Annotated in this window: 27 protein-coding genes; 23 read left to right on the top strand and 4 right to left on the bottom strand. The window is 38.4% G+C overall.

Features of this window, described 5'->3' with window-relative positions:
• Positions 1 to 14: 14 nt before the first annotated feature.
• Both gcvPA and gcvPB read left to right on the top strand, forming a co-directional pair.
• Complete coding sequence (gene gcvPA / locus ABES02_RS21160; protein WP_430139352.1) at positions 15 to 1361, top strand: aminomethyl-transferring glycine dehydrogenase subunit GcvPA; 1347 nt, start codon at positions 15 to 17, stop codon at positions 1359 to 1361.
• The gene (gcvPB, locus tag ABES02_RS21155; RefSeq protein ID WP_430139350.1) at positions 1354 to 2814 is read left to right on the top strand and encodes an aminomethyl-transferring glycine dehydrogenase subunit GcvPB; all 1461 of its coding nucleotides are present in this window, start codon (positions 1354 to 1356) and stop codon (positions 2812 to 2814) included. The genes gcvPA and gcvPB overlap by 8 nt, the downstream gene beginning before the upstream one ends.
• A gap of 144 nt (positions 2815 to 2958) precedes the next feature.
• Here gcvPB and ABES02_RS21150 read toward each other — a convergent pair whose 3' ends face one another.
• A complete protein-coding gene (locus ABES02_RS21150) occupies positions 2959 to 3342 on the bottom strand; it encodes a rhodanese-like domain-containing protein (protein WP_430139348.1) in 384 nt (127 codons plus the stop codon).
• A 194-nt stretch (positions 3343 to 3536) separates the two neighbouring features.
• Between ABES02_RS21150 and ABES02_RS21145 the strand changes: the two genes are divergently transcribed.
• The 4 genes from ABES02_RS21145 to ABES02_RS21130 all read left to right on the top strand — a co-directional run bounded on the left by ABES02_RS21145 (position 3537) and on the right by ABES02_RS21130 (position 9434).
• Positions 3537 to 4373: a lipoate--protein ligase family protein gene (locus tag ABES02_RS21145; protein WP_430139347.1), complete on the top strand. Its 837-nt coding sequence runs from the start codon at positions 3537 to 3539 to the stop codon at positions 4371 to 4373.
• Positions 4374 to 4758: 385 nt separating this feature from the next.
• On the top strand, positions 4759 to 7317 hold the full coding sequence (locus tag ABES02_RS21140) for a vitamin B12-dependent ribonucleotide reductase (RefSeq protein WP_430139345.1): 2559 nt from the start codon (positions 4759 to 4761) through the stop codon (positions 7315 to 7317).
• 310 nt (positions 7318 to 7627) lie between these two features.
• Positions 7628 to 8080: a C40 family peptidase gene (locus ABES02_RS21135; protein WP_430139344.1), complete on the top strand. Its 453-nt coding sequence runs from the start codon at positions 7628 to 7630 to the stop codon at positions 8078 to 8080.
• A gap of 481 nt (positions 8081 to 8561) precedes the next feature.
• Complete coding sequence (locus ABES02_RS21130) at positions 8562 to 9434, top strand: patatin-like phospholipase family protein (protein ID WP_430139342.1); 873 nt, start codon at positions 8562 to 8564, stop codon at positions 9432 to 9434.
• 17 nt (positions 9435 to 9451) lie between these two features.
• Here the strand turns inward: ABES02_RS21130 and ABES02_RS21125 are convergent, their stop codons facing one another.
• Both ABES02_RS21125 and ABES02_RS21120 read right to left on the bottom strand, forming a co-directional pair.
• Positions 9452 to 9844: an SA1362 family protein gene (locus tag ABES02_RS21125; RefSeq protein ID WP_430139341.1), complete on the bottom strand. Its 393-nt coding sequence runs from the start codon at positions 9842 to 9844 to the stop codon at positions 9452 to 9454.
• A gap of 56 nt (positions 9845 to 9900) precedes the next feature.
• Positions 9901 to 10845 carry a DUF1385 domain-containing protein gene (locus ABES02_RS21120; protein WP_430139339.1) on the bottom strand — a complete coding sequence of 315 codons (945 nt, stop codon included), beginning with the start codon at positions 10843 to 10845 and terminating at the stop codon, positions 9901 to 9903.
• Between the two features lie 243 nt (positions 10846 to 11088).
• On the opposite strand from ABES02_RS21120, the gene ABES02_RS21115 reads away from it, so the two are divergent.
• The 17 genes from ABES02_RS21115 to ABES02_RS21035 all read left to right on the top strand — a co-directional run bounded on the left by ABES02_RS21115 (position 11089) and on the right by ABES02_RS21035 (position 23902).
• The gene (locus ABES02_RS21115) at positions 11089 to 11586 is read left to right on the top strand and encodes a YqhR family membrane protein (protein ID WP_430139338.1); all 498 of its coding nucleotides are present in this window, start codon (positions 11089 to 11091) and stop codon (positions 11584 to 11586) included.
• Positions 11587 to 11664: 78 nt separating this feature from the next.
• Positions 11665 to 12726 carry a M24 family metallopeptidase gene (locus ABES02_RS21110; RefSeq protein ID WP_430139337.1) on the top strand — a complete coding sequence of 354 codons (1062 nt, stop codon included), beginning with the start codon at positions 11665 to 11667 and terminating at the stop codon, positions 12724 to 12726.
• A gap of 21 nt (positions 12727 to 12747) precedes the next feature.
• Complete coding sequence (gene efp, locus ABES02_RS21105; RefSeq protein WP_430139335.1) at positions 12748 to 13305, top strand: elongation factor P; 558 nt, start codon at positions 12748 to 12750, stop codon at positions 13303 to 13305.
• A gap of 310 nt (positions 13306 to 13615) precedes the next feature.
• The gene (locus ABES02_RS21100; protein WP_430139333.1) at positions 13616 to 14113 is read left to right on the top strand and encodes a DUF6803 family protein; all 498 of its coding nucleotides are present in this window, start codon (positions 13616 to 13618) and stop codon (positions 14111 to 14113) included.
• Between the two features lie 159 nt (positions 14114 to 14272).
• Positions 14273 to 14716 carry a PCYCGC motif-containing (lipo)protein gene (locus ABES02_RS21095; RefSeq protein ID WP_430139332.1) on the top strand — a complete coding sequence of 148 codons (444 nt, stop codon included), beginning with the start codon at positions 14273 to 14275 and terminating at the stop codon, positions 14714 to 14716.
• A gap of 11 nt (positions 14717 to 14727) precedes the next feature.
• Positions 14728 to 15381: a c-type cytochrome gene (locus ABES02_RS21090; RefSeq protein WP_430139331.1), complete on the top strand. Its 654-nt coding sequence runs from the start codon at positions 14728 to 14730 to the stop codon at positions 15379 to 15381.
• A 255-nt stretch (positions 15382 to 15636) separates the two neighbouring features.
• The gene (locus tag ABES02_RS21085) at positions 15637 to 16689 is read left to right on the top strand and encodes a hypothetical protein (RefSeq protein ID WP_430139329.1); all 1053 of its coding nucleotides are present in this window, start codon (positions 15637 to 15639) and stop codon (positions 16687 to 16689) included.
• A 13-nt stretch (positions 16690 to 16702) separates the two neighbouring features.
• Positions 16703 to 17155 (top strand): cytochrome c maturation protein CcmE, encoded by a 453-nt coding sequence (locus tag ABES02_RS21080; protein WP_430139327.1) that lies wholly within the window; start codon positions 16703 to 16705, stop codon positions 17153 to 17155.
• 25 nt (positions 17156 to 17180) lie between these two features.
• Positions 17181 to 19163, top strand: coding sequence for a heme lyase CcmF/NrfE family subunit (locus ABES02_RS21075; protein WP_430139325.1), 1983 nt, complete (start codon positions 17181 to 17183; stop codon positions 19161 to 19163).
• A gap of 1 nt (position 19164) precedes the next feature.
• A complete protein-coding gene (locus ABES02_RS21070; RefSeq protein ID WP_430139323.1) occupies positions 19165 to 19668 on the top strand; it encodes a cytochrome c-type biogenesis protein CcmH in 504 nt (167 codons plus the stop codon).
• A 12-nt stretch (positions 19669 to 19680) separates the two neighbouring features.
• On the top strand, positions 19681 to 20055 hold the full coding sequence (locus ABES02_RS21065) for a hypothetical protein (protein ID WP_430139321.1): 375 nt from the start codon (positions 19681 to 19683) through the stop codon (positions 20053 to 20055).
• Positions 20052 to 21047 carry a hypothetical protein gene (locus tag ABES02_RS21060; RefSeq protein WP_430139319.1) on the top strand — a complete coding sequence of 332 codons (996 nt, stop codon included), beginning with the start codon at positions 20052 to 20054 and terminating at the stop codon, positions 21045 to 21047. Before ABES02_RS21065 ends, ABES02_RS21060 begins: the two co-directional genes overlap by 4 nt.
• 22 nt (positions 21048 to 21069) lie before the next feature.
• Positions 21070 to 21774 carry a heme ABC exporter ATP-binding protein CcmA gene (ccmA, locus tag ABES02_RS21055; RefSeq protein ID WP_430139317.1) on the top strand — a complete coding sequence of 235 codons (705 nt, stop codon included), beginning with the start codon at positions 21070 to 21072 and terminating at the stop codon, positions 21772 to 21774.
• Entirely contained in the window at positions 21771 to 22451 is a 681-nt protein-coding gene (locus tag ABES02_RS21050; RefSeq protein ID WP_430139315.1) for a heme exporter protein CcmB, read from the top strand. Before ccmA ends, ABES02_RS21050 begins: the two co-directional genes overlap by 4 nt.
• Positions 22452 to 22454: 3 nt before the next feature.
• Positions 22455 to 23216: a cytochrome c biogenesis protein gene (locus tag ABES02_RS21045; RefSeq protein WP_430139313.1), complete on the top strand. Its 762-nt coding sequence runs from the start codon at positions 22455 to 22457 to the stop codon at positions 23214 to 23216.
• 12 nt (positions 23217 to 23228) lie between these two features.
• A complete protein-coding gene (locus tag ABES02_RS21040; protein WP_430139311.1) occupies positions 23229 to 23360 on the top strand; it encodes a CcmD family protein in 132 nt (43 codons plus the stop codon).
• 29 nt (positions 23361 to 23389) lie between these two features.
• Positions 23390 to 23902: a TlpA family protein disulfide reductase gene (locus ABES02_RS21035; protein ID WP_430139309.1), complete on the top strand. Its 513-nt coding sequence runs from the start codon at positions 23390 to 23392 to the stop codon at positions 23900 to 23902.
• Between the two features lie 51 nt (positions 23903 to 23953).
• On the opposite strand, the gene ABES02_RS21030 is transcribed toward ABES02_RS21035, so the two are convergent.
• Positions 23954 to 24619, bottom strand: a complete 666-nt coding sequence (locus ABES02_RS21030; RefSeq protein ID WP_430139307.1) for an SIMPL domain-containing protein — start codon at positions 24617 to 24619, stop codon at positions 23954 to 23956.
• Positions 24620 to 24707 lie beyond the last annotated feature (88 nt).

The following is a 24707-nucleotide window of genomic DNA, read 5'->3' as shown; positions in this document are numbered from 1 at the left end:
AGGGAGCTAGGTTTATGAAACATCGCTATTTACCTATGACTGAACAAGATAAGAAGGCAATGCTTGACACGATTGGTGTTTCCACGATTGAAGAGCTCTTTAGTGATATTCCTGAAAAAGTAAGATTTAAGGGAGAGTACAATATTAAAGAGGCCAAATCTGAAACTGCTTTAATGAAAGAACTTTTTAAAATGGCTAGCCGCAATGCGGATTTAAAAAGAAATGTTTCATTCTTAGGCGCCGGTGTTTATGACCACTACATGCCTGTAATTGTCGACCATGTCATTTCACGCTCAGAATTCTATACGGCTTATACACCCTATCAGCCAGAAATCTCACAAGGTGAACTTCAAGCCATCTTTGAATTCCAAACGATGATTTGTGAATTAACCGGAATGGATGTTGCAAACTCTTCAATGTATGATGGCGGAACTGCCCTTGCAGAAGCTGCGATGCTTAGCGCTGGTCATACAAAACGAAAAACAATTCTAGTGTCAGGTGCCGTTCATCCGGAGTCCCGTGAAGTTCTTAAGACTTATGCAAAGGGGCAATACCTAGAAGTAATTGAGGTGCCAGCGAACGAAGGTGTTACTGACATTGACGCCTTAAAAGGATTGGTAAATGAGGATGTTGCAGCCGTGATCGTTCAATATCCAAACTTCTTTGGTAGAATAGAACCTTTAAATGAACTGGAAGAAATCATTCACGAAAATAAATCAATTTTTGTAGTCTCAAGCAATCCATTATCACTTGGAGTATTAACACCTCCTGGCAAATTTGGAGCCGATATCGTCATTGGTGATGCGCAGCCGTTTGGTATCCCAACTGCGTTTGGTGGACCGCACTGTGGATTTTTTGCGGTGACTAATAAATTAATGCGTAAGGTTCCTGGACGTCTTGTTGGTCAAACAACGGATGACCAAGGCCGCCGCGGTTTTGTTTTAACCCTGCAGGCTCGTGAACAGCATATCCGTCGTGATAAAGCGACTTCTAATATTTGCTCGAACCAAGCGTTAAATGCCTTGGCTGCATCCGTCGCAATGACAGCTCTTGGTAAAAAGGGTGTTCGTGAAATGGCTGCTGCCAATTTGCAAAAAGCTTATTATGCGAAAACAGCCTTTAAAGAAGCAGGCTTTGAAGTGATTAATGATGGTCATTCCTTTAATGAGTTTGTGGTCAAATTAAATAAGCCAGTAAAAGAAATCAATCAGCAGCTTCTAGCAAAAGGAATCATTGGCGGTTATGATTTAGGCCGTGATTACGCAGAGTTGTCTAACCATATGCTTGTTGCGGTAACTGAGCAAAGAACTAAGGAAGAAATAGATACTTTTGTGAAAGAATTGGGGGATATGCATGCATAATCAAGATCAAGCGCTCATTTTCGAACTAAGCACACCCGGCCGAATTGGATACAGTCTTCCGGAAATGGATGTTCCAGAAGCAGATCTTACTGGCCTTCTCCCAGAAGGATATTTACGAGTAGATGAGCCAGAGCTACCTGAAGTATCTGAGCTTGATATCATGCGCCATTATACGGCCCTTTCCAGAAGAAATCATGGGGTAGATTCTGGTTTTTATCCACTTGGCTCATGTACGATGAAATACAATCCAAAAATCAATGAAAATGTTGCCCGCTTTAATGGGTTTGCCCATGTACATCCATTACAGGACGAAAGCTCTGTCCAAGGGGCACTTGAGCTTTTATATGACTTGCAGGAACATTTGATTGAAATTACCGGAATGGATGAAGTAACCCTTCAACCAGCAGCTGGTGCTCATGGAGAGTGGACAGGATTAATGATGATCCGTGCCTACCATGAAGCTAATGGGGATATGAAGCGTACGAAGGTAATCGTACCTGATTCTGCGCATGGTACGAACCCAGCTTCTGCAACAATAGCTGGACTAGAAACCATCACGGTTAAATCAAATGAGAACGGACTCGTCGATCTTGAGGATTTAAGAAGAGTTGTCGGTGAAGATACGGCTGCGCTCATGTTAACCAACCCTAATACATTGGGTCTTTTTGAAGAAAATATTCTTGAAATGGCTGAAATTGTCCATGGTGTAGGAGGAAAGCTCTATTACGATGGTGCGAACCTAAATGCTGTCCTTTCAAAAGCAAGACCTGGTGACATGGGCTTTGACGTCGTGCATTTAAATCTTCATAAGACATTCACTGGCCCGCATGGCGGCGGTGGTCCTGGTTCAGGTCCAGTCGGAGTTAAAGCAGACTTGATACCATTCCTGCCAAAACCAGTGATCGCAAAACGCGGTGAAGAGTATATCCTTGATTATGACCGTCCGCAATCAATTGGCCGTGTGAAGCCATACTACGGGAACTTTGGTATTAACGTTCGTGCATACACTTATATCCGTTCTATGGGTCCAGATGGCTTAAAAGCAGTGACGGAATATGCAGTATTAAACGCGAACTATATGATGAGAAGATTGGCAGAATATTATGATCTTCCATTTGATAGACATTGTAAGCATGAGTTTGTTTTAAGCGGCAGACGCCAGAAAAAATTAGGCGTGCGTACGCTCGATATCGCCAAGCGCCTGCTTGACTTTGGCTACCATCCGCCAACCATTTACTTCCCGTTAAACGTGGAAGAGTGTATTATGATTGAGCCGACAGAAACGGAATCAAAAGAAACGCTTGATTCATTTGTCGATATCATGATTCAAATTGCCAAAGAGGCAGAGGAAAATCCAGAGGTTGTTCAAGAAGCACCGCATACGACTGTTGTCGGCCGTATGGATGAAACAACTGCGGCAAGGAAACCAGTTTTGAAATATCAAAAGGCTTAATAAATTTAGGGATGATTCGTTTGTGAATCATCCCTTTTTATTGGGGAAAAATGTCTAAATGTCCGAAGTGTTAATAAAAATGTCCAAAACCAAAACTACACAAAAAAGGTTCCGGACTCGACTCCGGAACCTTAATTTAATCAATTATTTCTTTGCTTTTACTTTACCAGACCACTTTTTAAACCCGCCTTGCAGCTGAGTTAAATCTTTATAGCCTTTACGGTGTAAAAATTGCGCCGCACGTGCACTGCGCATGCCGCTTTGGCAATATAGAAATACTGGCATGTCTGGGCGAATTTCTTTACTGCGCATTCTCATTTGTGACATCGGAATATTACGTGCTCCTAAAATATGACCGCCTTCGAACTCGTTGGGTTCACGAACATCTATGAGTTGTGCCTTTCGGTATCCTGCACGGAACTCTTCTTCAGTAACCGTTTTTACAATCCTCTTTTGATAGAAATAAGTGAAAACGGTGTAAATAATGACTGCTACGATAACGATTAATAAGAAATATAGTTGATTCAATTTCTTTTTGCTCCTTTCAAGCTTTACTGCACTAGTAATTATTATATAAGTGAATCCAAGAAAGATAAAGATGCATGGAAAAAAATCTTTTCATAATGACTAATAAAATTATACCAGAAACCTTTCATTTTGAATTCCTATCAGATTTTGGTAGACTAAACTTTGAATTAATACTACAAAAATGAGGTTTTTGCATGGAAAAAGAAGTTTGGCGGTTTATTGATACAGGAAATAGTTCACCATCCTTTAATATGGCGTTAGATGAAGCATTGTTGGACTGGCATAGTGAAGGGAAAATTCCGCCAGTAATCCGTTTCTATGGCTGGAATCCTCCTACATTATCTGTCGGATATTTTCAAAAAGTAGAAAAAGAAATTGATATGGAGGCAGTAAAGGCACACCAACTGGGTTTTGTCAGAAGACCTACTGGCGGACGAGGGGTGCTGCATGAGCATGAACTTACATATAGTGTGATTGTTTCAGAGGACCATCCAGAAATGCCTAAAACTGTCACAGAGGCTTACCGCGTGATTTCGGAAGGAATTTTAAAAGGGTTTCACCATTTAGGACTAGAAGCTTATTTTGCTGTTCCAAAAACAGCGGAAGAACGTGATGCTCTAAAAAACCCCCGTTCTGCTGTGTGCTTTGATGCCCCGAGCTGGTATGAGCTTGTGGTAGAGGGCAGGAAAGTGGCAGGCAGTGCACAAACGCGGCAGAAGGGCGTTATTCTTCAACACGGATCGATTCTATTAGATTTGGATGAAGAGAAACTGTTTAGCTTATTTAAGTATCCGAGTGACCGCGTAAAGGAACGGATGAAGAAGGCCTTTAAAGACAAAGCGGTTGCGATTAATGCGATTAGTCCAAGGAGGATTACGCTGGAGGAAGCCAAGGAAGCGTTTTATAAAGGATTTGCCGAAGGGCTGAATATTGAACTGGAATCGTATCAGTTGAATGAAGAAGAATTAGCGTACGTTAATAAAATTGCGAAAGAACGTTATGAAAATGATGAGTGGAATTTTAAAAGGTAATAAAGGCGAATTGACTCGCCTTTTTTTAATGCACTGAAATTTCCTCAATTGCCTTTGTCCAATGATCCCATTTTAGATAGATAAATAAATCTCAAACCTCAAAAATTGCTAAATTTTGCTGTTTTTTGCCGAAAAACCTATGAAATCTTTTATTTTCTTTTAATCTTATTTGTTTTTAAGTTTGACAAAATCGATGTTTTTTGCGTTGTCTACAATATATAGTAGTGTCGAAAATATTTTCGGTACCATATATTGATTTTTAGTTGATTTATTCTGCGATTCTATGTTAACTTATGTTTATTAAGACAACTAGATATAGCATAGCTTACTAGAATCTGACACAATATACAGAATTTATTAATTGTAAATAGAAGGAGATGTTTTCATGTCTATAGTTTTTAGACAAAAAATGAATATCGATTTTGAGAGGTTGAATGAGGACATCCGCTTGTTTCCCCAAGTGCACCCAGTAACCCCAGATATGAAAATTACCCACAAGGGCGTTTCACGATTGGTCATGCTTGATCGATATACCTTTAAAGATACTGCAAAAATTACCCTGACGAATGGTGACTTTGTTGTTTTAACTATTAAGGAAGACCCTAAATTCCCAGCACGTGGTCTTGGCACCATCATGGAGATTGACTGGGAGAATAAAAAGGCAAAGGTTTTAGTGGAAGAGGAATTCAGAGGTGTTCTGGATGACCCACAGGAATCTGAAACTGGACTTATCTGGCGCTCGCTTGACATAATCGAAAAGCCATTGGAGCTTTTCTACGAGCAGATTGCCAAAAGGAATGCAACTGGTCTAGCATCGGTTGAAGAAACAGAAGAGAAGCGGATTGAATGGACTGAAAAGTTTTATCAAGAGCTTGTGAATATGAACTTCATTCCGGCTGGACGCGTTCTCTATGGAGCGGGGTCAGGAACAGAGGTTACATTCTTCAACTGCTACGTAATGCCGTTTGTTCCGGACTCTCGTGAAGGGATCTCAGACCACCGTAAGCAGGTTATGGAGATTATGAGTAGGGGCGGTGGTGTTGGTACGAACGGTTCGACATTAAGACCTCGTAACACCTTGGCTAGGGGTGTAAATGGTAAGTCATCCGGGTCGGTTTCTTGGCTGGATGATATTGCGAAACTCACTCACCTAGTTGAACAGGGTGGGTCAAGACGTGGGGCTCAAATGATCATGTTGGCGGATTGGCACCCAGACATTATTGAATTCATTATTTCAAAAATGCAAAATCCAAGAATTCTACGATTCTTAATTGAAAATACAAACGATGAAACAATTAAAAAACATGCAAAAGATAAGCTAAAGTTAACTCCACTTACACTTCAAGAAACAGCAATGTACCAAGGAATTGTGAATTATAAAAACATTCCTGGCTTAGGTGGTTTTAGTGATGGCATTATTGCCGAGGCAGAAGAAAAACTGGAAACTGGTGGTAATTATACAGTTCACAATCCAGAATTCTTGACTGGTGCAAACATCTCCGTTTGTTTAACTAAAGAATTTATGGAAGCTGTTGAAAATGACAGTGACTATGAACTTAGATTCCCTTATGTTGAACACTACAATAAAGAGGAAATGAAAGTTTACAACGAAGAATGGCATAAAGTCGGCGATGTTCGAGAGTGGGAAAAGCTTGGTCACAAAGTACGTGTTTATAAAAAAATCAAAGCTAAAGAGCTTTGGAATCTAATCAATATTTGCGCAACCTACTCTGCGGAACCGGGAATATTCTTCATTGATAATGCTAATGACATGACAAATGCGAAAGCATATGGTCAACAAGTTGTAGCGACAAATCCGTGTGGTGAGCAACCTCTCGCACCGTATTCTGTATGTAACCTTGCAGCAGTTAACCTCGCTGAAATGGCTGATAAGGATACAAAAACTGTCGACTTTGAAAAATTAAGTCAAACAGTTGCTGTCGGCGTCCGCATGCAGGACAACGTCATCAATGCAACGCCTTATTTTTTGGAAGAAAACAAAAAGCAAGCACTTGGTGAACGTCGTGTTGGGCTTGGAGTTATGGGGTTACATGATTTACTTATCTACTGTGAAACCGAATATGGTTCACCTGAAGGTAACCAACTCGTTGATCAGGTATTTGAGACAATTGCAACTACTGCATATAGTACATCGATAGAATTAGCTAAAGAAAAAGGAAGTTTCCCATTCCTAAATGGTGAAACATATGAACAAACAAGTCGTTTACGCCAGGCATTCATTGAAACTGGATATATGAAAAAAATGCCTGAAGATATTCGTGAGTCAATTCTAGAAAGCGGAATTAGAAATTCTCATTTACTAACTGTTGCTCCTACGGGATCCACTGGAACAATGGTTGGCGTTTCAACAGGATTAGAGCCTTATTTCTCATTCTCATATTTCCGTAGTGGCCGTCTAGGCAAATTTATTGAAGTAAATGCAGATATTGTTCAAGAATATCTTGAAAAGCACCCAGAAGCAGATCCAAACAATTTGCCAAAATGGTTTGTCACTGCAATGGAGCTTGCTCCTGAAGCGCACGCTGATGTACAATGTGTCATCCAGCGCTGGATTGACAGTTCAATTAGCAAAACGGTTAATGCACCAAAAGGATACAGTGTAGAACAGGTTGAAAAAGTATATGAGCGTCTATACCGGGGTGGTGCAAAGGGTGGTACTGTCTATGTCGATGGTTCACGTGATTCTCAAGTACTAACTCTTAAGGCAGAAGAAAACACCAATGAGCAGTTATCAATGTTTGATGAAAAGCCAAAGCAGCATGTCGTCCTTGTCGATACCATCAGTGACCTTCGTTCAACTGACGTAACCATTGGTTCTGAAGTTGGTAACACATGCCCGGTCTGCCGCAAAGGTAAAGTTAAAGAAATTGGCGGCTGCAATACTTGTACAAACTGCAATGCTCAATTAAAGTGTGGATTATAGAATTTTTACGGCGGATGGAAGAGAACTTTCCATTCGCTTTTTTATTATTGGGATTGTTTAAGTCTAACTTTTTATGCATTGTCCCAAAAACGAAAAAAGTGAGCTCATACGGTAAATGCAAGCGAGTTCCATTTACCCAAAAACGTAAAAGTGAACCTCAACGGTAAATAAAAGAGTGTACTAAACAATATACATGCAAAAAAATATTCTAGAATAATTTTTGTAACATAAATGTAATATGGATGTGACCTCTATGTCACTCTTTCCTTGTATAGTATGAGTATCAAATCACTCCAAGGGGGACTGACAAATGTTAAAGAAACTTATCGCAGCTCTAGCAATTACAGCTACAATAACAACTTCTTTATTTGCCACAGCGGGTGATAAAGCGGAAGCAGCATATTATCATACAAAAGCAATATCGGTAGCAAAAGCCAATTTAGGCGTTCCTTATAAATGGGGTGGAATTACACCAAGAGGTTTTGACTGTTCAGGTCTAGTAAAGTATTCGTTCGGACAAGCAGGTAAAGTATTGCCAAGAACAGCAGCAGAAATGTATTACACAAAAGGGTACCGAGTTAGTTCATTACAAGTAGGGGACTTAATGTTCTTTGCGCCAACTAAAGCAAGCAGACCTGATCACGTTGCGATCTATATTGGAGCAGGTAAAATGATTATGGCATCATCTTCGAAGGGTGTAATCACTACCTTTACAAGCAACAGTTACTGGAAACCAAGATATATCGGAGCAAAACGTATCTAAATAAGGATTAAATGAAAAAGGACATCGTTATCGCGATGTTCTTTTTGTATAGTATTTTAATTCCATTCTCATATAGATTCTACGTGACCGTATTAGCAGATTAAGCCTTAATTGGGTAACGTAGTCAGTCTCTACGTGACCGATAACAAAGTTATAGACCTAATTGGGTAACGTAGTCAGTCTCTACGTGACCGATAACAAAGTTATAGACCTAATTGGGTAACGTAGTCAGTCTCTACGTGACCGATAACACGGTTATAAACCTTACTGGGTAACGTAGCCGCCTTCTACGTGACCGAAAACAATGTTTCAACCCATATTTAGTAACATAGCATGAACAATTTAAGAATTTATCTGGTCCCCTACACAAAAGATGCCGTCAAAAAGCTTCATAAAAAAAATTTTCTCCTTGTCCACCGTACTATTTTGCTTTAAAGCCGCTTAAAAATGTAACAATGACTTCATCTTGGGAGTGGCTGCCATGAAAATAGACGGCGTTTTTTCTGGGGGAGGTATTAAAGGCTTTGCACTCGTTGGAGCCTGCGAAGAAATCGAAAACAGGGGATTGCAGTTTGTCAGGGTAGCAGGTACCAGTGCAGGTTCAATTGTGGCGGCATTAATTGCTGCCGGCTACACAAGCAAAGAAATTTATCAAATGATTGATGAGCTGGAAATGTCCAAACTGCTTGATGCACGAAAACCGATTATACCTTTGCCATTTATAAAATGGCTATCTGTTTATTGGAAACTTGGTCTTTACAAAGGAAATGCATTTGAAAAATGGATGAAAAAAAAGCTGGAAGCTAAAGGGGTTCGAACATTTTCCGACCTTCCTCCACAAGCACTCCGAGTCATTGCATCAGACCTTTCAAATGGACAAATGGTCGTATTGCCAGATGACCTCGGAAAATATGGCATCGAGCCTGGTTCATTCCCCATCGCCAAAGCAATTAGAATGAGCTGCAGCATTCCATATTTTTTCGAACCCGTTAAGATGCGATCGAACATTTTAGTGGATGGCGGAGTATTAAGTAATTTCCCAATGTGGCTGTTTGATAAGGAAAACATTCAAAAGGTTAGACCAGTTCTTGGAATCAAGCTTAGTCCCAATGAATACGAACATAAAAAGCATAAAATTAACAATGGCATACAATTAATGGGCGCACTGTTTGAAACTATGAAGGATGCCCATGATGCCAGATATATCTCCAAAAAACATGCAAAAAATATCATCTTTATTCCTACAGAAGGTATTTTCTCAATAGAATTCACCTTAACAGAGGAAAAGAAGCAAAAGCTGTTTGCTCTAGGAAAAGAGCATGCAGAGCAGTTCCTAAAAACATGGTGTTATTAAAGAAAAAAATCGAGCCTCTAAAAAGATGCTCGATTTTTCTTTTTGCTCTTTTTCCCATCAATGACCGTGAGATGAGCAGGAGATTTCTTTTTTGTCTTGCTACTTTTCTTTAATGAAGATAACGTCCCAAGAGTAGGGCTCTTAATAGTGGAATCCCCACTCTTTTGCTGTAATCGTTTTTTCGACTGTTTTGCTGCTTTAAGAAATGCCCGCTGCTCTTTTTTCTGGGGGCTAGAATTTGAAAACTTCCGCACTACAAAATAAATGACTAAACCAATCAATGCGATGACAGCTATTCTCTGAATGAAACCGGCAGGATTAGCTGTAAATGAGCCATAAATACCAAGTAAGGCAAGAATAATAAGAACGCCAACAATAAACACGGATGTCCGATTTTTCAAGAAAGCCACCTCCCTAAGAGCATCTTAAGCATTTTTTTTATCTTTTAAACCCTTTAAAACAAAGATTAAACAATTTCTTCCTTTTCAAAAGAGATCTCTGAATCCTGCTCTCTTCTTAACAATTCGTTAAAGGAAAGGATTGCAACTTCCACTTGGTCATCATTTGGTTCCTTGGTCGTTAATAACTGTAGCCAAAGACCGGGCAGGCCTAAATATTTTAATACAGGAATATCTCTTAGTTTGTTCGTAATTTGTAGTACTTCAAAAGCAATGCCCAGTACAACTGGTATTAAAAGAATTCGGTCGACAATCCGTAGCCAAAGTGGAGAAGTTGGTACAAATAAATAGACAAATACACCAACAACGACTGTAAAAAGGATGAAACTGCTGCCACATCGATAATGAAGGCGAGAATGAGCCTGAACATTTTCAACTGTTAATTCGACCCCAGCCTCAAAGGTATTTATTACTTTATGCTCAGCCCCATGATATTGAAACACTCTTTTAATTAGAGGGGTAAGTGAAACAAAATAGATATAACAAAGGAGCAGCAAAAGTTTAAATAAACCCTCTACTAGTACTTGAGCAACATCTGATGGAAAGACGGGTTTTGTTAACTCAGCCAAGAAGACTGGAATTAAGGTGAAGGCGAATTTTCCGAATAAAAAAGAAATGACCCCTATCGCGGCTACCCCAAGATACATCGTTAATTTGGAGACCTCTTTTTCTTTTATAGTCGGATCATCTTTTGGATCAACATCAAATCTTTCGGTGGAAAAGTTTAAATGTTTGGAGCCATTTGCACTTGCTTCAATAATGGCGATAATCCCTCTAATAAAAGGGATTTTTTTTAAAACGGAAAAAGTATGATTTGCTTTACGAGGTAAATGAAAATATTCTACAGAATGATCTTTTCTGCGGACCGCGGTCACATAATGATGTTTTCCGCCAAACATGACTCCTTCTACAACGGCTTGACCGCCATAAACGGGTTTTTGAGTATGGGACATAGTATGAACACCAACCTATTACAAAAGTTGCACAATAGCAGAAATGATAAATCTGTATGTACTTAAATGTATTCTACTAGAAAAATGAAAAAACCTCTAGGAATGACATGATTTTTCCATCTTAATCAGTAAAAATTTTTTTATATGCAAGGGATTGACCCCCTAGGGACATAATAAGGTGGAATTTATTCTAACCCTTACAAGTTTTGTAAAAAATATAAAGGAAAAATGGAGGTTCTATCTATGGCTAACGTACTACAAACAGATGATTATCCAAAACCAATGTCATTTCCTGTGATGGTATTTTGGACTGGTTTATTTGGTGGTGTTTTTTGGGGATTTATCGGGTTTATTGCCAATTATTTAAGCTTTACGGAAATTCACCCCAATGTCATCCTCGAGCCATGGGCTTTTGGGGATTGGAAGAACAAATGGCTGGGAACAATAATATCCTTAATATTACTCGGAATTATTTCGGTCATCGCTGCTTTTGTATACTATTTATTTTTAAGAAAATTTAAAGGATTTTGGTTTGGAATTGGCTACGGGATTATCTTGTATTTATTAGTATTCTTTGTTCTAAATCCTCTTTTTCCAGGGATAAAACCATTTTTGGATTTAAGCAGGGATACCATCATTACTACCATTTGTATATATATCGTATATGGAATCTTTATTGGTTATTCCATAAATTATGAGTATCAAAATAATATCGCACAAGAGAATGAGACTTCCACATAATTTGTAATTAGTCTGAATTCGCAGGTTGTGGTAAAATATTTGTGTCCTTGATTGGATTTGAAAAGGAGAGTGGAAACGATGGAGAAATTAGAAAAATTAAGATCAAGCTTCGGATCAAATGGAATTGATGGGATTTTAATTACAAGCCCATATAATCGCCGGTACATATCAAATTTTACAGGATCAGCTGGAGTTGTATTAATAAGTGCCGATAAAGCTCTTTTTATAACAGATTTCCGCTATATTGAGCAGGCAACTAAACAATGCGAAGGTTTTGAAATTATCAAGTTTTCTAGTTCCATTCCTGAAGAAGTGGCCCTGCAGGCTAAAAATTTGGGCATTCAAAAGCTGGGAGTGGAAGAGGATTATTTAACATACTCTTCCTTTAAAGTATATGAAAAAGAAGTAAAAGCTGAACTTGTTCCTGTATCAGGGGTTGTTGAAAAATTACGCTTGATTAAGACTGATGCAGAGATTAAGATATTAAAGGAAGCAGCGGATATTGCTGATGCTGCATTTAAGCATATTTTAGATTTTCTTCGTCCTGGAAAAACTGAACTTGAAGTATCGAATGAGTTGGAATTCTTTATGAGAAAAGCAGGAGCGACCTCGTCGTCTTTTGATACCATTGTTGCATCCGGATATCGTTCTGCGCTTCCGCATGGTGTAGCCAGTGATAAAGTAATCGAAAAAGGTGATATGGTAACTCTTGACTACGGTGCGTATTATAAGGGTTATGTTTCTGACATCACAAGGACAGTCGCGGTTGGTGAGCCTGAAGCGAAGCTGAAAGAGATTTATGATATTGTTCTTGAAGCCCAATTACGTGGAATGGCTGGAATCAAACCTGGAATGACTGGTAAGGAAGCAGATGCTTTAACGAGGGATTACATAACAGAAAAAGGTTATGGTGAATATTTTGGACATTCAACTGGTCATGGAATCGGGCTTGAGGTTCATGAAGGTCCTGGACTTTCCAGTAAAACGGATATTGTATTGGAACCAGGAATGGTTGTAACGTGTGAACCGGGTATTTACATTCCAGGCCTAGGCGGCGTTCGAATTGAAGATGATACATTGATTACCAAGGACAATAATGAAACACTTACTCATTCTACAAAAGATCTCATTATTTTGTAACGAACTTAGGAGGATTTAAACATGATTTCTGTTAACGATTTTCGTACCGGGTTAACTATTGAAGTGGATGGCGGCCTATGGCGCGTTCTTGATTTCCAACACGTAAAGCCAGGAAAGGGTGCAGCTTTTGTCCGTTCCAAACTCCGTAACCTTCGTAATGGAGCCATTCAAGAAAAAACCTTCCGTGCGGGTGAAAAAGTTGAAAAGGCACAAATTGATAACCGCAAAATGCAATACCTATATGCAAGCGGTGACGGGCACGTGTTTATGGATATGGATTCATACGAACAAGTAGAACTGCCAGCAAACAACATTGAATATGAGTTAAAGTTTTTAAAAGAAAATATGGAAGTTCACATTATGATGTTTAATCATGAAACACTTGGAGTAGAATTGCCAAACACGGTTGAACTAGAAGTAACTGAAACAGAGCCAGGAATTAAGGGTGATACTGCTTCCGGTGGAACGAAGCCTGCCACACTTGAGACGGGATTAATTGTTCAAGTTCCTTTCTTCGTAAACCAAGGTGACAGATTAATTATCAATACTACAGAAGCTTCATACGTTTCAAGAGCATAATTAATGAACGAAAAAAGCCTTAGTCCGTTTGTAACGGTACTAAGGCTTTTTTTATTAAGGCTTTTTTCGCAAAGATTATTGTTTTCGTATAAGTTTATCAACCCGTATAACTAGAAGCTTCGTAGCATCTTTTCGTAAGAACATTTGCGAAAATTGCCTAGAAACTTAGTAAATGAACCTTATTAAGTTTCAAAAGCAACAAAGCTTACGAAAAGAGCCTTTATTAACAAATTCTCCAAAGTTTCTCCTTAGTTTCTGCACACATTTTTTTTACATTAAAAGTGTAAACAAACTAAAGGAGTAGATAAACATGAACATGACGCATTATATGGGATTATTAGCCGACAATCAGCCTTGGAATTTAATTATTTTTATGGCAATTCCAGTTATCTGTGCTGAAACCATTGCGATTACTGAATTGGGCATCCTATTTACACGCAACTTATATGGCGGTTTAAGAAAAGTTAATAAAATAGTAAGCATTATTGCTGGTTTTTATTTTACAGGGATTTTCGTTTACTTAGTGAAAACGGCATACATTCCATTAACTGTAAATGGAGAATGGAAAGGTTGGATTGATGTTGTTGCTGTAACCTTTTATTTACTCGGGATTGTACCACTCCTTGGAATGGCACTTTTAGATTTAGGTATTATTTATAAAAACAAAACGGCAGAGGAAAAGTTAAAAATTCATGCTTTTTTTGTTGGGATGTTTCTAGTAGTTGCCCACGTAGCGATGATATTTGGTATGGTCGATCCATCAATTGGAACTGTCAGCCATGCGGGGCATGACATGATGAATATGTAATATCAAAACGCTGGAGATATCTAAAAGGATTTCCAGCGTTTGTCTCTTAACTATCGTGAAAACTTCACCAAATAGTAAGAATTGCAAACCATACAACTAATCTCAATTTGCTAAAATTAATTTGAAAAAATAAATGAAAGGGAAGGGGTGACACAGAATATGAAACGAATAGCATCTCTTTTATTTTTTGCCATTGTAATGGTTATAGTGGCAGCTGGCTGCAGTTCCAAGTTAGATGATATCAAACTAGATAAAAAGCATAAACCTCTGCCTGACTATGTATTAAATTCATCTGAAAAAGTCCAAGAAACATATATTATGGCAGCAACTTATCCGGAAGTAGTAGCTTCTGTTCCTTGCTATTGCGGCTGTACTGTTGAGGGGCATAAGAGCAACCTTGATTGCTTTGTCAGCCAGGTTGGAGACGATAACGCAGTGGAAGGCTGGGATCAACACGGTATTGGGTGTGATACATGCATAGATATTGCCCGGGATGCAGTAGAAATGCATGTTGATGGAAAAAGTACAAAGAAAATTTACGAATTAATCACTAAGAAATATGAAGATTACGGGGAGCCAACTCCAACACCGGAACCAAAGTAAGGGAGTAACCCATGAAAAAAATACTAATCGGAACTTACATTTTGATTATTATTGGAATTATCTTTTGTATAGGTAATAGTGGACTATTCAATAGTGAGAACTCTAAGGCTATTGCTGCAGGAGAAAAAGTATATAATCAAAATTGTCTAACCTGTCATGGTGAAACAGGAAAAGGTGAAGGATCCAAAGCTGGGACAGCGGTAAACAATCAACACTTTTTAAGCTCTGTTTCTGATAAAGACCTGTATAATTATGTGAAATATGGAAGAGATGGGACAGGTATGCCTGCTTACGGACCAAGATTATCTGAAAAGGATTTGAAAAATCTTGTAGCATTCATGAGAGATTGGCAAACTGAGGAAATTGACTTTGATGTCCCAAAAGCAATTTCTGGTGATCCGCTTCGAGGAGAGAAACAATATAATCTGTATTGCCTTAATTGTCATGGTGAAGCAGGGGCGGGGAAATTAAAAATGGGAACCGCTCTTACGAATCCACTATATTTAAAGTATACAACGGATAAGGAGATTTGGATTGACATAGCTTACGGTCGTGAAGAGACACGCATGGGGCCGTCCTTAAAGGGTCTAGAGGGTGCTCGCCAGCTTAAAGAAAAGGATATATCTGATATTGTTGCCTATATTCGTTCCTTAGAGGAAAAATAAGATATTTAATAACAAAACCTTGAATCTACTAATTTGATTCAGGGTTTTTATTTTTCTAGAAAAATACAAGACTGCCAAATGTGAACATTTTGTGGTGGAATTTTGACTAAATCGTAACGATTTTTGTCTCTTAACAAAATGTTCAAGAGTGATTCAACAATGAGGGCTGTATAAAGATTATATTTATTTCAAAGAGGACTATAGTGAAAAATAACATATCAAGGATGAGCTTTTTTCAGGTCAAGGAGGATTAATATGCTTAAAAAGAAGTTGTTGGCATTATTCGTAATTACAGCATTTTTTACGAACTTCATTATTCCAAAGGCTAGTGCCGAAACAGCATTTCAAGCGGAAAAGTTTCCTTTTAAGGAAATGCAGATTCAAGTTATGCCAGAATTTGATTACCCAGAGGATTGGGGATCAAAAGATGTTCCTTCATTACTTGTTGGACAATACGGCACGATTAAAAACAAAAGCGGTCAAGATTATGATGGGAAAATCGAAATTCCAGCTCCAGCAATGGAAAAAGGTTTCGAAGCCTATTTAGTTGCAGAATTTCCAGAAGATGATAAGCCGGAAGTACAACGCCCCTACGATGTGGATAAAGAAAAAGGTCTCATTACTTGGAAGCCGGCAAAACCGATTAAGAATAACGAATCTTATAAATTTGTCATCGAATATTACACAAAGACAATCGACGTAAAGAGTAACAAGAAATTTACATATGAACTTAAAAGAAATGCTGACATCGAACAACTGGATGTAATCTTTTATGCGCCAATGAATGCAAAGGAAATCACTCTTGAACCAAAGTCGCAAAGTAATTCAAAAAATGAATATGGTGAAGAACTCTACTACTACCAATATAAAAATGTAAAAGCAAATGATAGCCTTAAATATTCATTTTCATATAAAAAAGATGGAACTGAATCAACGATGGAAGCGATAAACAAACAACAGCCGCCGAATGATGAAAACCATACAGGCGTAAGTGGTACAGCGACCGATCAAGTTAAAAAGACTGGAAGTGATAACTCAAAACAGCCTATTATAGGCGTTGGCGGTGCCTCTATAATCGGACTTGCCATTATTATTGCTGGAATCTTTGTTTACTTAGGGTTAAAAGGGAACTCACAACGGACAACAAAAGTAACAAAGCAAAATAAACTTCAACCGAAAAAACAAGCAAATTCAAAAAAAAATCACAAAACAGGAAATGAAGATGAAAAGAAGGAACTCCGTAAAAAGCTTTTAACCGGAAAGATTGATCAAGAGATGTACGATGAAGAAATGAAAAAATTAATTTAATGAGGTGATTAGAATGAAGAAAAACACACTTGTAATGCTCGGAGGATTTATTATTGCAGGGGCAATTGTATTTCTATTAATGGCGGCAACCCCTGGTTCAAGTGGAGTCGAATTAACCATGAAAGAGCTGCTCGCAACCCAAAACCAACATAAAGATGATTTTGTCACCGTTGAAGGTCTATTAATCGAAGACTCTATTAAATGGAATCCTGACAAAATTGAATTGAAATTTGATGTTAAAGACAACGACGGTAATATTTTGCATGTTATTCATAATGGACCAAAACCAGATAATTTCTCTGAAGGGGTTATCACTATCCTTCAAGGTGCTCCAACCAAGAAAAATACATTTGAAGCCGAAACAGTAAAAACGAGATGCCCTTCTAAATATGAAGGAAAAGATATGAAAAACTATGATCCTGAAAAACATAAACAAATGTTAAATCAACCACCGAAAGAAAAATAACAGGCAAACTTAAGAAGGTGACGAAATGTACTTATTTGCAAACGCAACAATTTATATAGGTCTGGCTATTGCCATTTATTCACTGCTCATCATGACGCTCGGAATAAGTAAAAAGGATCAAAAACTAGTTAACAGCGGTAAGGGCGGTATGATTGCATTATTAGTTTGTTCCGCAATGGCGATGCTTTCCCTTTTCTACCTATTAGCAACATCACAGTTCCAATTCGAATACGTTGCTGATTATACCAGCAGTGAACTGCCAATCATCTATAAACTTACAGCCCTATGGGCCGGCAATGCTGGATCCTTGTTATTATGGACATTCTTCTTAACGCTTTACATGATTATGATTGCTTTTTCCAGAAAGATGAAAGGGAATCCAATGGTTCCCTACATCTCAGCTATTCTTTTAGCAAATGCCGTTTTCTTCTTTTTCATCCTAGGGTTCGTCGCAAAACCATTTATTTTGTTAGACACAGTTCCCGTTGAAGGAAAAGGCTTAAATCCGATGCTTCAAAACCCTGGTATGATTATTCACCCAGTTACTTTATACCTTGGTTATGTTGGGCTAGCTGTACCATTTGCGTTTGCCATGTCAGCATTATTATTGAAAAATGTTGATGACTTCTGGATTAAAATGACAAGACGCTGGACGATTATTGCTTGGTTATTTTTAAGTCTTGGGAATATTTTTGGTGGTCAATGGGCTTACGTGGAGCTTGGTTGGGGCGGTTATTGGGCATGGGATCCAGTCGAAAACGCTTCGTTTATGCCATGGTTAACAGCCACTGCATTCCTTCATTCCGTGATGATCCAAGAGCGGAAGAACATGTTGAAAATTTGGAATATCAGTTTAATAATCGTTTCTTATGCACTAACTTTATTTGGAACTTTCTTGGTTCGAAGCGGAGTTTTAACTTCTGTTCACGCCTTTGCTAATTCAAATCTAGGATTATATTTCTTAATCTTTATGGGTGTTGCGGTCATTCTAGCATTATACGTTCTAATGAGCCGCTATAATATGCTAAAGCGAAGTGCCGGGGAATTCCAATCCTTCGTTTCAAAAGAAAGTAGTTTCTTAGTTAACAACCTTTTGCTTGTAGGGGCCGCATTTGCTGTATTCTGGGGAACAATTTTCCCACTTGTATCCGAAGCAGTTCGTGGTACAAAGGTGACAGTGGGGCTGCCATTCTTTAATAAAGTAGAAGCTCCAATTCTTTTATCGATGATGTTTGTCATGGCAGTTTGTCCACTCTTGGCATGGCAGAGATCAACTGTAAAAAACCTTATGAAAAACTTTTTGATTCCGACTATTCTTGCTGTAGTTGGAATGGGTCTTATGGCTGTTTTAGGGATCCTAAAGGCATGGGCCCTTATCGGGTACGGAGTAATTATTTTATTATTAGTCACGCACTTCTTAGAGTTTTATAGAGGGGTTAAAGCCCGCAGGAAGATGACGAAAGAAACGGCTATCGTTGCACTATACCGCCTAATGATTCGAAATCGCCGAAGATATGGCGGATATATTGTCCACCTTGGCATTGCGTTCATTACAATGGGTATCATCGGTTCGCAAAATTACGATGTGCAGACCATGAAAACCGTCCCACTTGGCAGCGCCATAGAGTTAAATAATTATCGCATTAATTACGATCGCCTGGACCAGAAAAAAGAGGGAATTAACGATATCGTCTATGCTGATGTAACCGTATTTAGAGATGGTAAAAAATTAGGCACCTTCCAGCCGGAAAAAGTCTTCTATGGAAACTGGGAACAGCCATCTTCTGAAGTAGCCATTATCTCCTCGGTTAAAGAAGACTTATACATCGTATTAAGTGCTTGGCAAGATGATGGAAAAGCAACCTTTGTTGTAAAAATAAATCCTATGATGAACTGGCTATGGATTGGTTCCTTCATGATTGTTATAGGCGCTCTATTTGCAATCTGGAATGGAAAATTTGGAAATGTTACTCCGAGATACACAGGAGTACGTAGAGAGGTGTCTTAACGTGAAAAACAAAATTTATCTAGGGCTCCTCATCATTGCGTTTATCTTTCAAGGTTCATTTTTTCGTGTTGAAGCAAAGCAAATCGACTATAAGTCTGCTGAATTTAAAGCTGTTGCAGAGCAATTTGCCTGTACATGCGGCTGTGGTCAAGACCATTTTGAATGTGATCCCAATACTTGCAGTTTAACTACAGAGTTCAAAAAAGATCTAGTTGGGATGATGAATAAAGGCTGGGATAAGGATAAAATCCGTAAATATTACGTCAATATTTATGGTGAGGAAATCCTGACTTCACCTGAGAAAAGCGGTTTTAGCTTAACAGCATGGGTCCTTCCTTTTGTAGTACTTGGAATTGCTGCTATCGCAGTATTTATTCTCATACTTAAATGGGTCAAGAAAAAAAGGACAGATGAACCAGCCGTTTTAATGCAAAGCACAGAGGATGAAGTAGAGGAAGAAATTCTATCCTCCATGATCGATGAAGAACGCAAAAAGTATCTTTAGGATGTGAACAAAATGCACGATATCTCAATCATTTCGATGATTTTTACAGCTGCCTTAGCGCTTACTTGTCTATTTTTAATATTATCACCATATTTTAAGTGGGATACTTATATACAGGCTGGTGCGAAGAGTCAGGATTTAGGTTCGACTAAGGAAGCACTTCTAACCACCTTAAATGAACTCGAGTTTGAATACAAAATGGATAAAATCTCTCACGCTGATTATAAAAATTTAAGGAAACAGTATGAAGTAGAAGTTGCTAACATTTTAAAAGAAGAAGAACAAGTAACGGAAACACGAATTGATAATGATTTGATGGCTGAAGTGGAAAAGGAAATCGAGGCTCAAATGAAAAACTATCAGCAAAAAAAGGGGGAAGGAAAGTGATTAAGAAAATCACCATTCTCCTCCTTGGACTGATGCTGCTAATCCCCTTAAACGGATTAGCAGCAATTAATTCAAAGATATCGGTAGATATGCATTATCTGGTTGTTAGCCCAGCAGAAGATGGGTCAACCAATATGATGAATATGGTTAATTACTCAAATACAGCAGCGCAAGAATATAAAGGTGATGGTTCTGGTGAAGCAGTCCTAAAGGTAACTCTGCCAGAAGGAGCAAAGGATCTAAACTTTTTAGATAATCAAATTGCTTTTAAACAGGTAGACAAGGGCTTTATAACCACTACTCCGATCCCAGGTAATCAAACACAGGTGCTGCCATACAGCTATCGAATGCCAAAGGGTAAGGAAATTAATATTACAGTTGACTATAAAGTGCAATCTATGCAAATTCTTGTTCCTGAAGGAATGGGCAGCATTGAAGTCAAAGGTGCAGAAGCAACAAGTCAAGGGTTATTCCCATTCGATGACCAGAAGTACTATGGATACACCATTGAAGGGTTGGCCGAAAATCAGACCTTCACATTAGTTTATGATAAAGATAAGCAGCCTCCAGCAAGTGAGACTAAAGGAACGGGTACTACTAGTGATAATACAAAAAATAGTAGCGTAACCCATACAGCACCGGCTTTTCATAATCCAGGACATCTTAGAATGTGGGCACAATCGCCATTACATCGTTTTAATCCGCATGTGTTTCTAATTATTATATTGGCCATCATCGTGGCGGGTATTGCCTATTTTGCCTATTTTAAAAGAAAAGCAAGATTGGAAGAAGAAAGACTGGGTGCAGATAAGGAAGAAGCAGCTTTTAAACAATTAATGGCAAAGCAAAAAGCAATTTTGGATAAAATTATTGAACTCGAAGAAACGTTTGGTGATGGGAAGCTGTCGGAGGCAGAATACCATGCAAAGCTGGATGCATATAAACAGCATTTAGTTCAAGTGAAGTTAAATTTACGGCATTTCATAGATTAGCAGCTGGGGGGAGGGAGCGCAAATGATAGAAATAAAGAAACTGACGAAGCAAGCTGATAATAAGCTGATCTTACGTGGTGTAGACCTCCAGGTGAAAAAAGGGGAAACGGTAGCCATCCTAGGGCCTAATGGGGCAGGTAAAAGCACCTTACTCAAGGTACTGGCAACGCTAATTAAACCCACATCAGGTATGGTGAAAATCAATGGTTTGGAGCTAAAAAAGAACCATATCGAAATTAAAAAAATATTAGGTTATTTACCCCACTCCAGTTTGCTTTATGAGCATTACTCTCCATTGGAAAATCTTGTTTTTTTCGGAAAGGTATATGGCGTTAAGGAAGTTGAACAGCGAGCAATAAAACTTGTGAAGGATGTTGGGCTATCCTTTTTCTTGAATGAACCGGTTAAGAACTTTTCTCGTGGAATGATCCAAAGAATTGCGATTGCCCGAGCCATTGTCCATGATCCAGAGGTTCTGCTCTTAGATGAGCCACATACTGGTCTGGATCAAGGGGCTATATCCATTTTAAATAATGTTATTCTTTCCATGAAAGAAAAGGGAGCTACCACATTAATGGTAACCCATGATTTCAAGCAGGCAGCAGAAATTTGTGACCGCATAATCATTGTTAAAAACGGAAAAATCGTTGATGATTTTAAAGTTGAGAACCATAACTTAGACTTTGTTTCCGAAAAATATGAACTGCAGGTGGAGGGTGTGTCATGAATATATTTCGTACAGCTCTCCTGCTCGCTAAAAAGGATTTATATTCAGAACTGAAAACGAAACAAATTTTAGTTACACAAATTATTTTTGCTGGACTTGTGATTGTTGTTTTCAGTTTTGCTTTTGACCCAGCAAATAACACAACAAAGGCTGTTATTCCAGGTGTTATTTGGGTCATTATCGTGTTTTCTGGGATTCTAGGACTAAATCGATCATTCATATCGGAACAGCGGAATGATACGATGCAGGGCCTATTGGTTGCCCCGATGGAAGCAGCAAGTATATATTTTGGTAAGTTTCTGGCAAACTTCGCCATGATCCTGGCTGTGGAACTCGTATCCATTCCGTTTTTATTTCTATTATTTGATTTTAAATTTCTAGGTAGTTTTCCCTATTTTATTTTAGTCATATTCTTAGGCAGCTTTGGATTTATCGCCATTGGGACATTTTTAGCCGCACTCGCTGCCAATTCAAAAAGCAGCGAAATGCTATTGCCGTTATTGTTATTCCCCATTACAACTCCAATTCTAATTGGTGTTGTTCAGGCAACGAAAATTATTTTAACCAATATGGAAAAGCTTTCGAGCGCAATCGCATGGATTCAATTGGTTTCCGCGTACGATGTCATTTTCTTTGTGGTTTGTTTCTTATTAATTGATTATGTGCTGGAGGTTTAGGTTATGAGTATGAATCTCGAACGAGAGAAAGCGGTGCTTCCCGGGTCTTCACTGACTGAAACAAGAGGAGTAAATCTATCAAAAATTTTGTTTGGTGCATCAGTCATTTCCATGCTAGTTTCACTTTATTTTATCTTTATATTTGCGGCCGAAGAATCAACCATGCGCGCTGCACAAAAAATCTTTTATTTCCATGTGAGTTCAGCATGGTTGGCCTTTCTAGCCTTTTTTGTCACCTTCGTATTTAGTATTTTGTTTTTAATTAAAAGGAAAAGAATTTATGATACTTATGCCTATGTTTCAGCAGAAATCGGCGTAGTATTCACCATCATTGTTTTAACAACTGGACCGATTTGGGCAAGATCGGCATGGAATACTTGGTGGGTTTGGGAACCACGTTTAATTACCACGTTAATCCTTTTCTTTATCTTTGTAGCCTACATTATGATTCGTCAAATGGATGGTGTTTGGGATAAAAAAGCTCGTTTGGCTGCTGTTTTTGGAATCATTGGGTTTGCAGATGTTCCGATTGTATTCTTTGCGATTCGCTGGTGGCAAACAAAATTCCACCCAATTGTGTTTGGGGAAGGCCCATCACAAAAAGGCGGCGGTATTGAGGATACCATGTTAGTTGCCCTTCTTGTTACGATTACGGCATTCACTATTCTTTATTCTTATCTTCTTCATAAGGGCGTTTCTTTTGAAAATATGAAACTTAAAGTAGACCGTTATAAAGAAAAATTAAGAGAAGCATTGGATAAATAGGAGGAATTGATCATGAATTATGAATATATGTTAGGTGCTTATTCTGTTGCTTGGGTTGTCATTTTTAGTTATATGTTCATTCTTGGAAAAAGACATAACAAACTTAAGAAAGAAATTGAATTCTTAAAACAGCTTGATAAATAATATGTTGGATTGCGTCAGGAGGAAGTCTGATGAACAAGCGAGTTGGCAAATTGCTCGTCATGATTCTAATCATTGGGATGTTTGGCTTTTTTGGGTATAGTTTAGTAACGAAGGGCAAACATACAGATGTTGGTGATAAGGCTTATAATTTTGAACTGCCAAATTTGGATGGAAGCAAAACGAAGCTAACTAATTATAAAGGTAAAGTAGTGATTTTGAATTATTTTGCTAGCTGGTGTGCACCTTGTAAAGAAGAGTTCCCTGAACTTGCAGCCTTTCAAAAAGACTATGGCAGTAAATATCCTTTACTTATGATAAACCGCGGAGAAACCATCGATAGAATCAATAAAGTTACAAAAAAAAATCAAGAAGGCATGACCTACTTATTTGATTATAATGCGAAAATTTCTAAACTATATAATGTAACAGGACAGCCAGAAACCTTTGTTATTGATCAACAAGGTGTAATTAGAGAACACTACAACGGCCCTGTTACCGAAATGCAGTTATATAATTGGGCAAAGAAGTACGATATTAAATAATTCCATTTAAAAAAAGGATTGAACCATTTAGCTATGGTCCAATCCTTTTTTTTAGAAGTAATGAAATTCGGCCAATACACTGGCCTTTACAATAATTTGTCCCGGTTCAATCTGTGTGGAGGCAATCCCTTTAACCATGGCTTCGGCCTGATATAAATAAGGTTGGATTGTTGGCCCTCCCTCAACGACTAAGCTAGGAGTCTGTATTAATGTCACATTCAATGAACCTGCAATCGTAATCGCCTTTTGAAGGGCATTGGAAAGTGCAAGCTTTAGAGCTTGCTGATAATAGGCATCCTTGTTTTTTACTTTAAATTGGACATTTGAAACAGAATTCACTCCGTTTTGAACAGCTGTATCCACTACTTTTCCAATAATTGATAGATCGTCTATTTTCGCCTGCAGAATATGGGTGATTTTGTAACCGCGAAATATTTGTTTTCCCTGTTCGTAATCATAATCTGACTCAATCCGGTAATCGAAGGTTTGGATATGATCTTTGCTGATTCCAAGCGATACTAAAGAATCTATTACTTTGGAGGATTCTTGAGAATTTTGCTGCTGGGCTGCGATTAATTCCTTCTTTTCAGTTATAACCCCTAAGTTAACGGAAGCGGTGTCCGGTTGTACCGCTAATTCTCCTTCCCCATTCACTTTAATTAAAGATCCCCCAATTTTAGAATGTCCGTTACGAATGGGCTGTTGGTAATGGTACACAAATCTTCCCTCCAAAAAGCTTTTATTTTTCTATAAGCTATGTTAAAGAACATTGCTGATTTCTAAGCTCGTTGATTGGAGCGGAAGG

It is taken from the genome of Neobacillus pocheonensis, from assembly GCF_050477905.1.
Taxonomy (GTDB): Bacteria; Bacillota; Bacilli; order Bacillales; family Cytobacillaceae; genus Neobacillus; species Neobacillus pocheonensis_A.
This window is presented reverse-complemented; position numbering and strand designations above follow the sequence as displayed.

Excerpts from the sequence above, each read along its gene's own strand:
- gcvPA (WP_430139352.1), top strand. The coding sequence starts at position 15 with ATGAAACATCGCTATTTACCTATGACTGAACAAGATAAGAAGGCAATG.
- gcvPB (WP_430139350.1), top strand. The coding sequence starts at position 1,354 with ATGCATAATCAAGATCAAGCGCTCATTTTCGAACTAAGCACACCCGGC.
- ABES02_RS21145 (WP_430139347.1), top strand. The coding sequence starts at position 3,537 with ATGGAAAAAGAAGTTTGGCGGTTTATTGATACAGGAAATAGTTCACCA.
- ABES02_RS21140 (WP_430139345.1), top strand. The coding sequence starts at position 4,759 with ATGTCTATAGTTTTTAGACAAAAAATGAATATCGATTTTGAGAGGTTG.
- ABES02_RS21135 (WP_430139344.1), top strand. The coding sequence starts at position 7,628 with ATGTTAAAGAAACTTATCGCAGCTCTAGCAATTACAGCTACAATAACA.
- ABES02_RS21130 (WP_430139342.1), top strand. The coding sequence starts at position 8,562 with ATGAAAATAGACGGCGTTTTTTCTGGGGGAGGTATTAAAGGCTTTGCA.
- ABES02_RS21120 (WP_430139339.1), bottom strand. The coding sequence starts at position 10,845 with ATGTCCCATACTCAAAAACCCGTTTATGGCGGTCAAGCCGTTGTAGAA.
- ABES02_RS21115 (WP_430139338.1), top strand. The coding sequence starts at position 11,089 with ATGGCTAACGTACTACAAACAGATGATTATCCAAAACCAATGTCATTT.
- ABES02_RS21110 (WP_430139337.1), top strand. The coding sequence starts at position 11,665 with ATGGAGAAATTAGAAAAATTAAGATCAAGCTTCGGATCAAATGGAATT.
- efp (WP_430139335.1), top strand. The coding sequence starts at position 12,748 with ATGATTTCTGTTAACGATTTTCGTACCGGGTTAACTATTGAAGTGGAT.
- ABES02_RS21100 (WP_430139333.1), top strand. The coding sequence starts at position 13,616 with ATGAACATGACGCATTATATGGGATTATTAGCCGACAATCAGCCTTGG.
- ABES02_RS21095 (WP_430139332.1), top strand. The coding sequence starts at position 14,273 with ATGAAACGAATAGCATCTCTTTTATTTTTTGCCATTGTAATGGTTATA.
- ABES02_RS21090 (WP_430139331.1), top strand. The coding sequence starts at position 14,728 with ATGAAAAAAATACTAATCGGAACTTACATTTTGATTATTATTGGAATT.
- ABES02_RS21085 (WP_430139329.1), top strand. The coding sequence starts at position 15,637 with ATGCTTAAAAAGAAGTTGTTGGCATTATTCGTAATTACAGCATTTTTT.
- ABES02_RS21080 (WP_430139327.1), top strand. The coding sequence starts at position 16,703 with ATGAAGAAAAACACACTTGTAATGCTCGGAGGATTTATTATTGCAGGG.
- ABES02_RS21075 (WP_430139325.1), top strand. The coding sequence starts at position 17,181 with ATGTACTTATTTGCAAACGCAACAATTTATATAGGTCTGGCTATTGCC.
- ABES02_RS21065 (WP_430139321.1), top strand. The coding sequence starts at position 19,681 with ATGCACGATATCTCAATCATTTCGATGATTTTTACAGCTGCCTTAGCG.
- ccmA (WP_430139317.1), top strand. The coding sequence starts at position 21,070 with ATGATAGAAATAAAGAAACTGACGAAGCAAGCTGATAATAAGCTGATC.
- ABES02_RS21050 (WP_430139315.1), top strand. The coding sequence starts at position 21,771 with ATGAATATATTTCGTACAGCTCTCCTGCTCGCTAAAAAGGATTTATAT.
- ABES02_RS21045 (WP_430139313.1), top strand. The coding sequence starts at position 22,455 with ATGAGTATGAATCTCGAACGAGAGAAAGCGGTGCTTCCCGGGTCTTCA.
- ABES02_RS21040 (WP_430139311.1), top strand. The coding sequence starts at position 23,229 with ATGAATTATGAATATATGTTAGGTGCTTATTCTGTTGCTTGGGTTGTC.
- ABES02_RS21035 (WP_430139309.1), top strand. The coding sequence starts at position 23,390 with ATGAACAAGCGAGTTGGCAAATTGCTCGTCATGATTCTAATCATTGGG.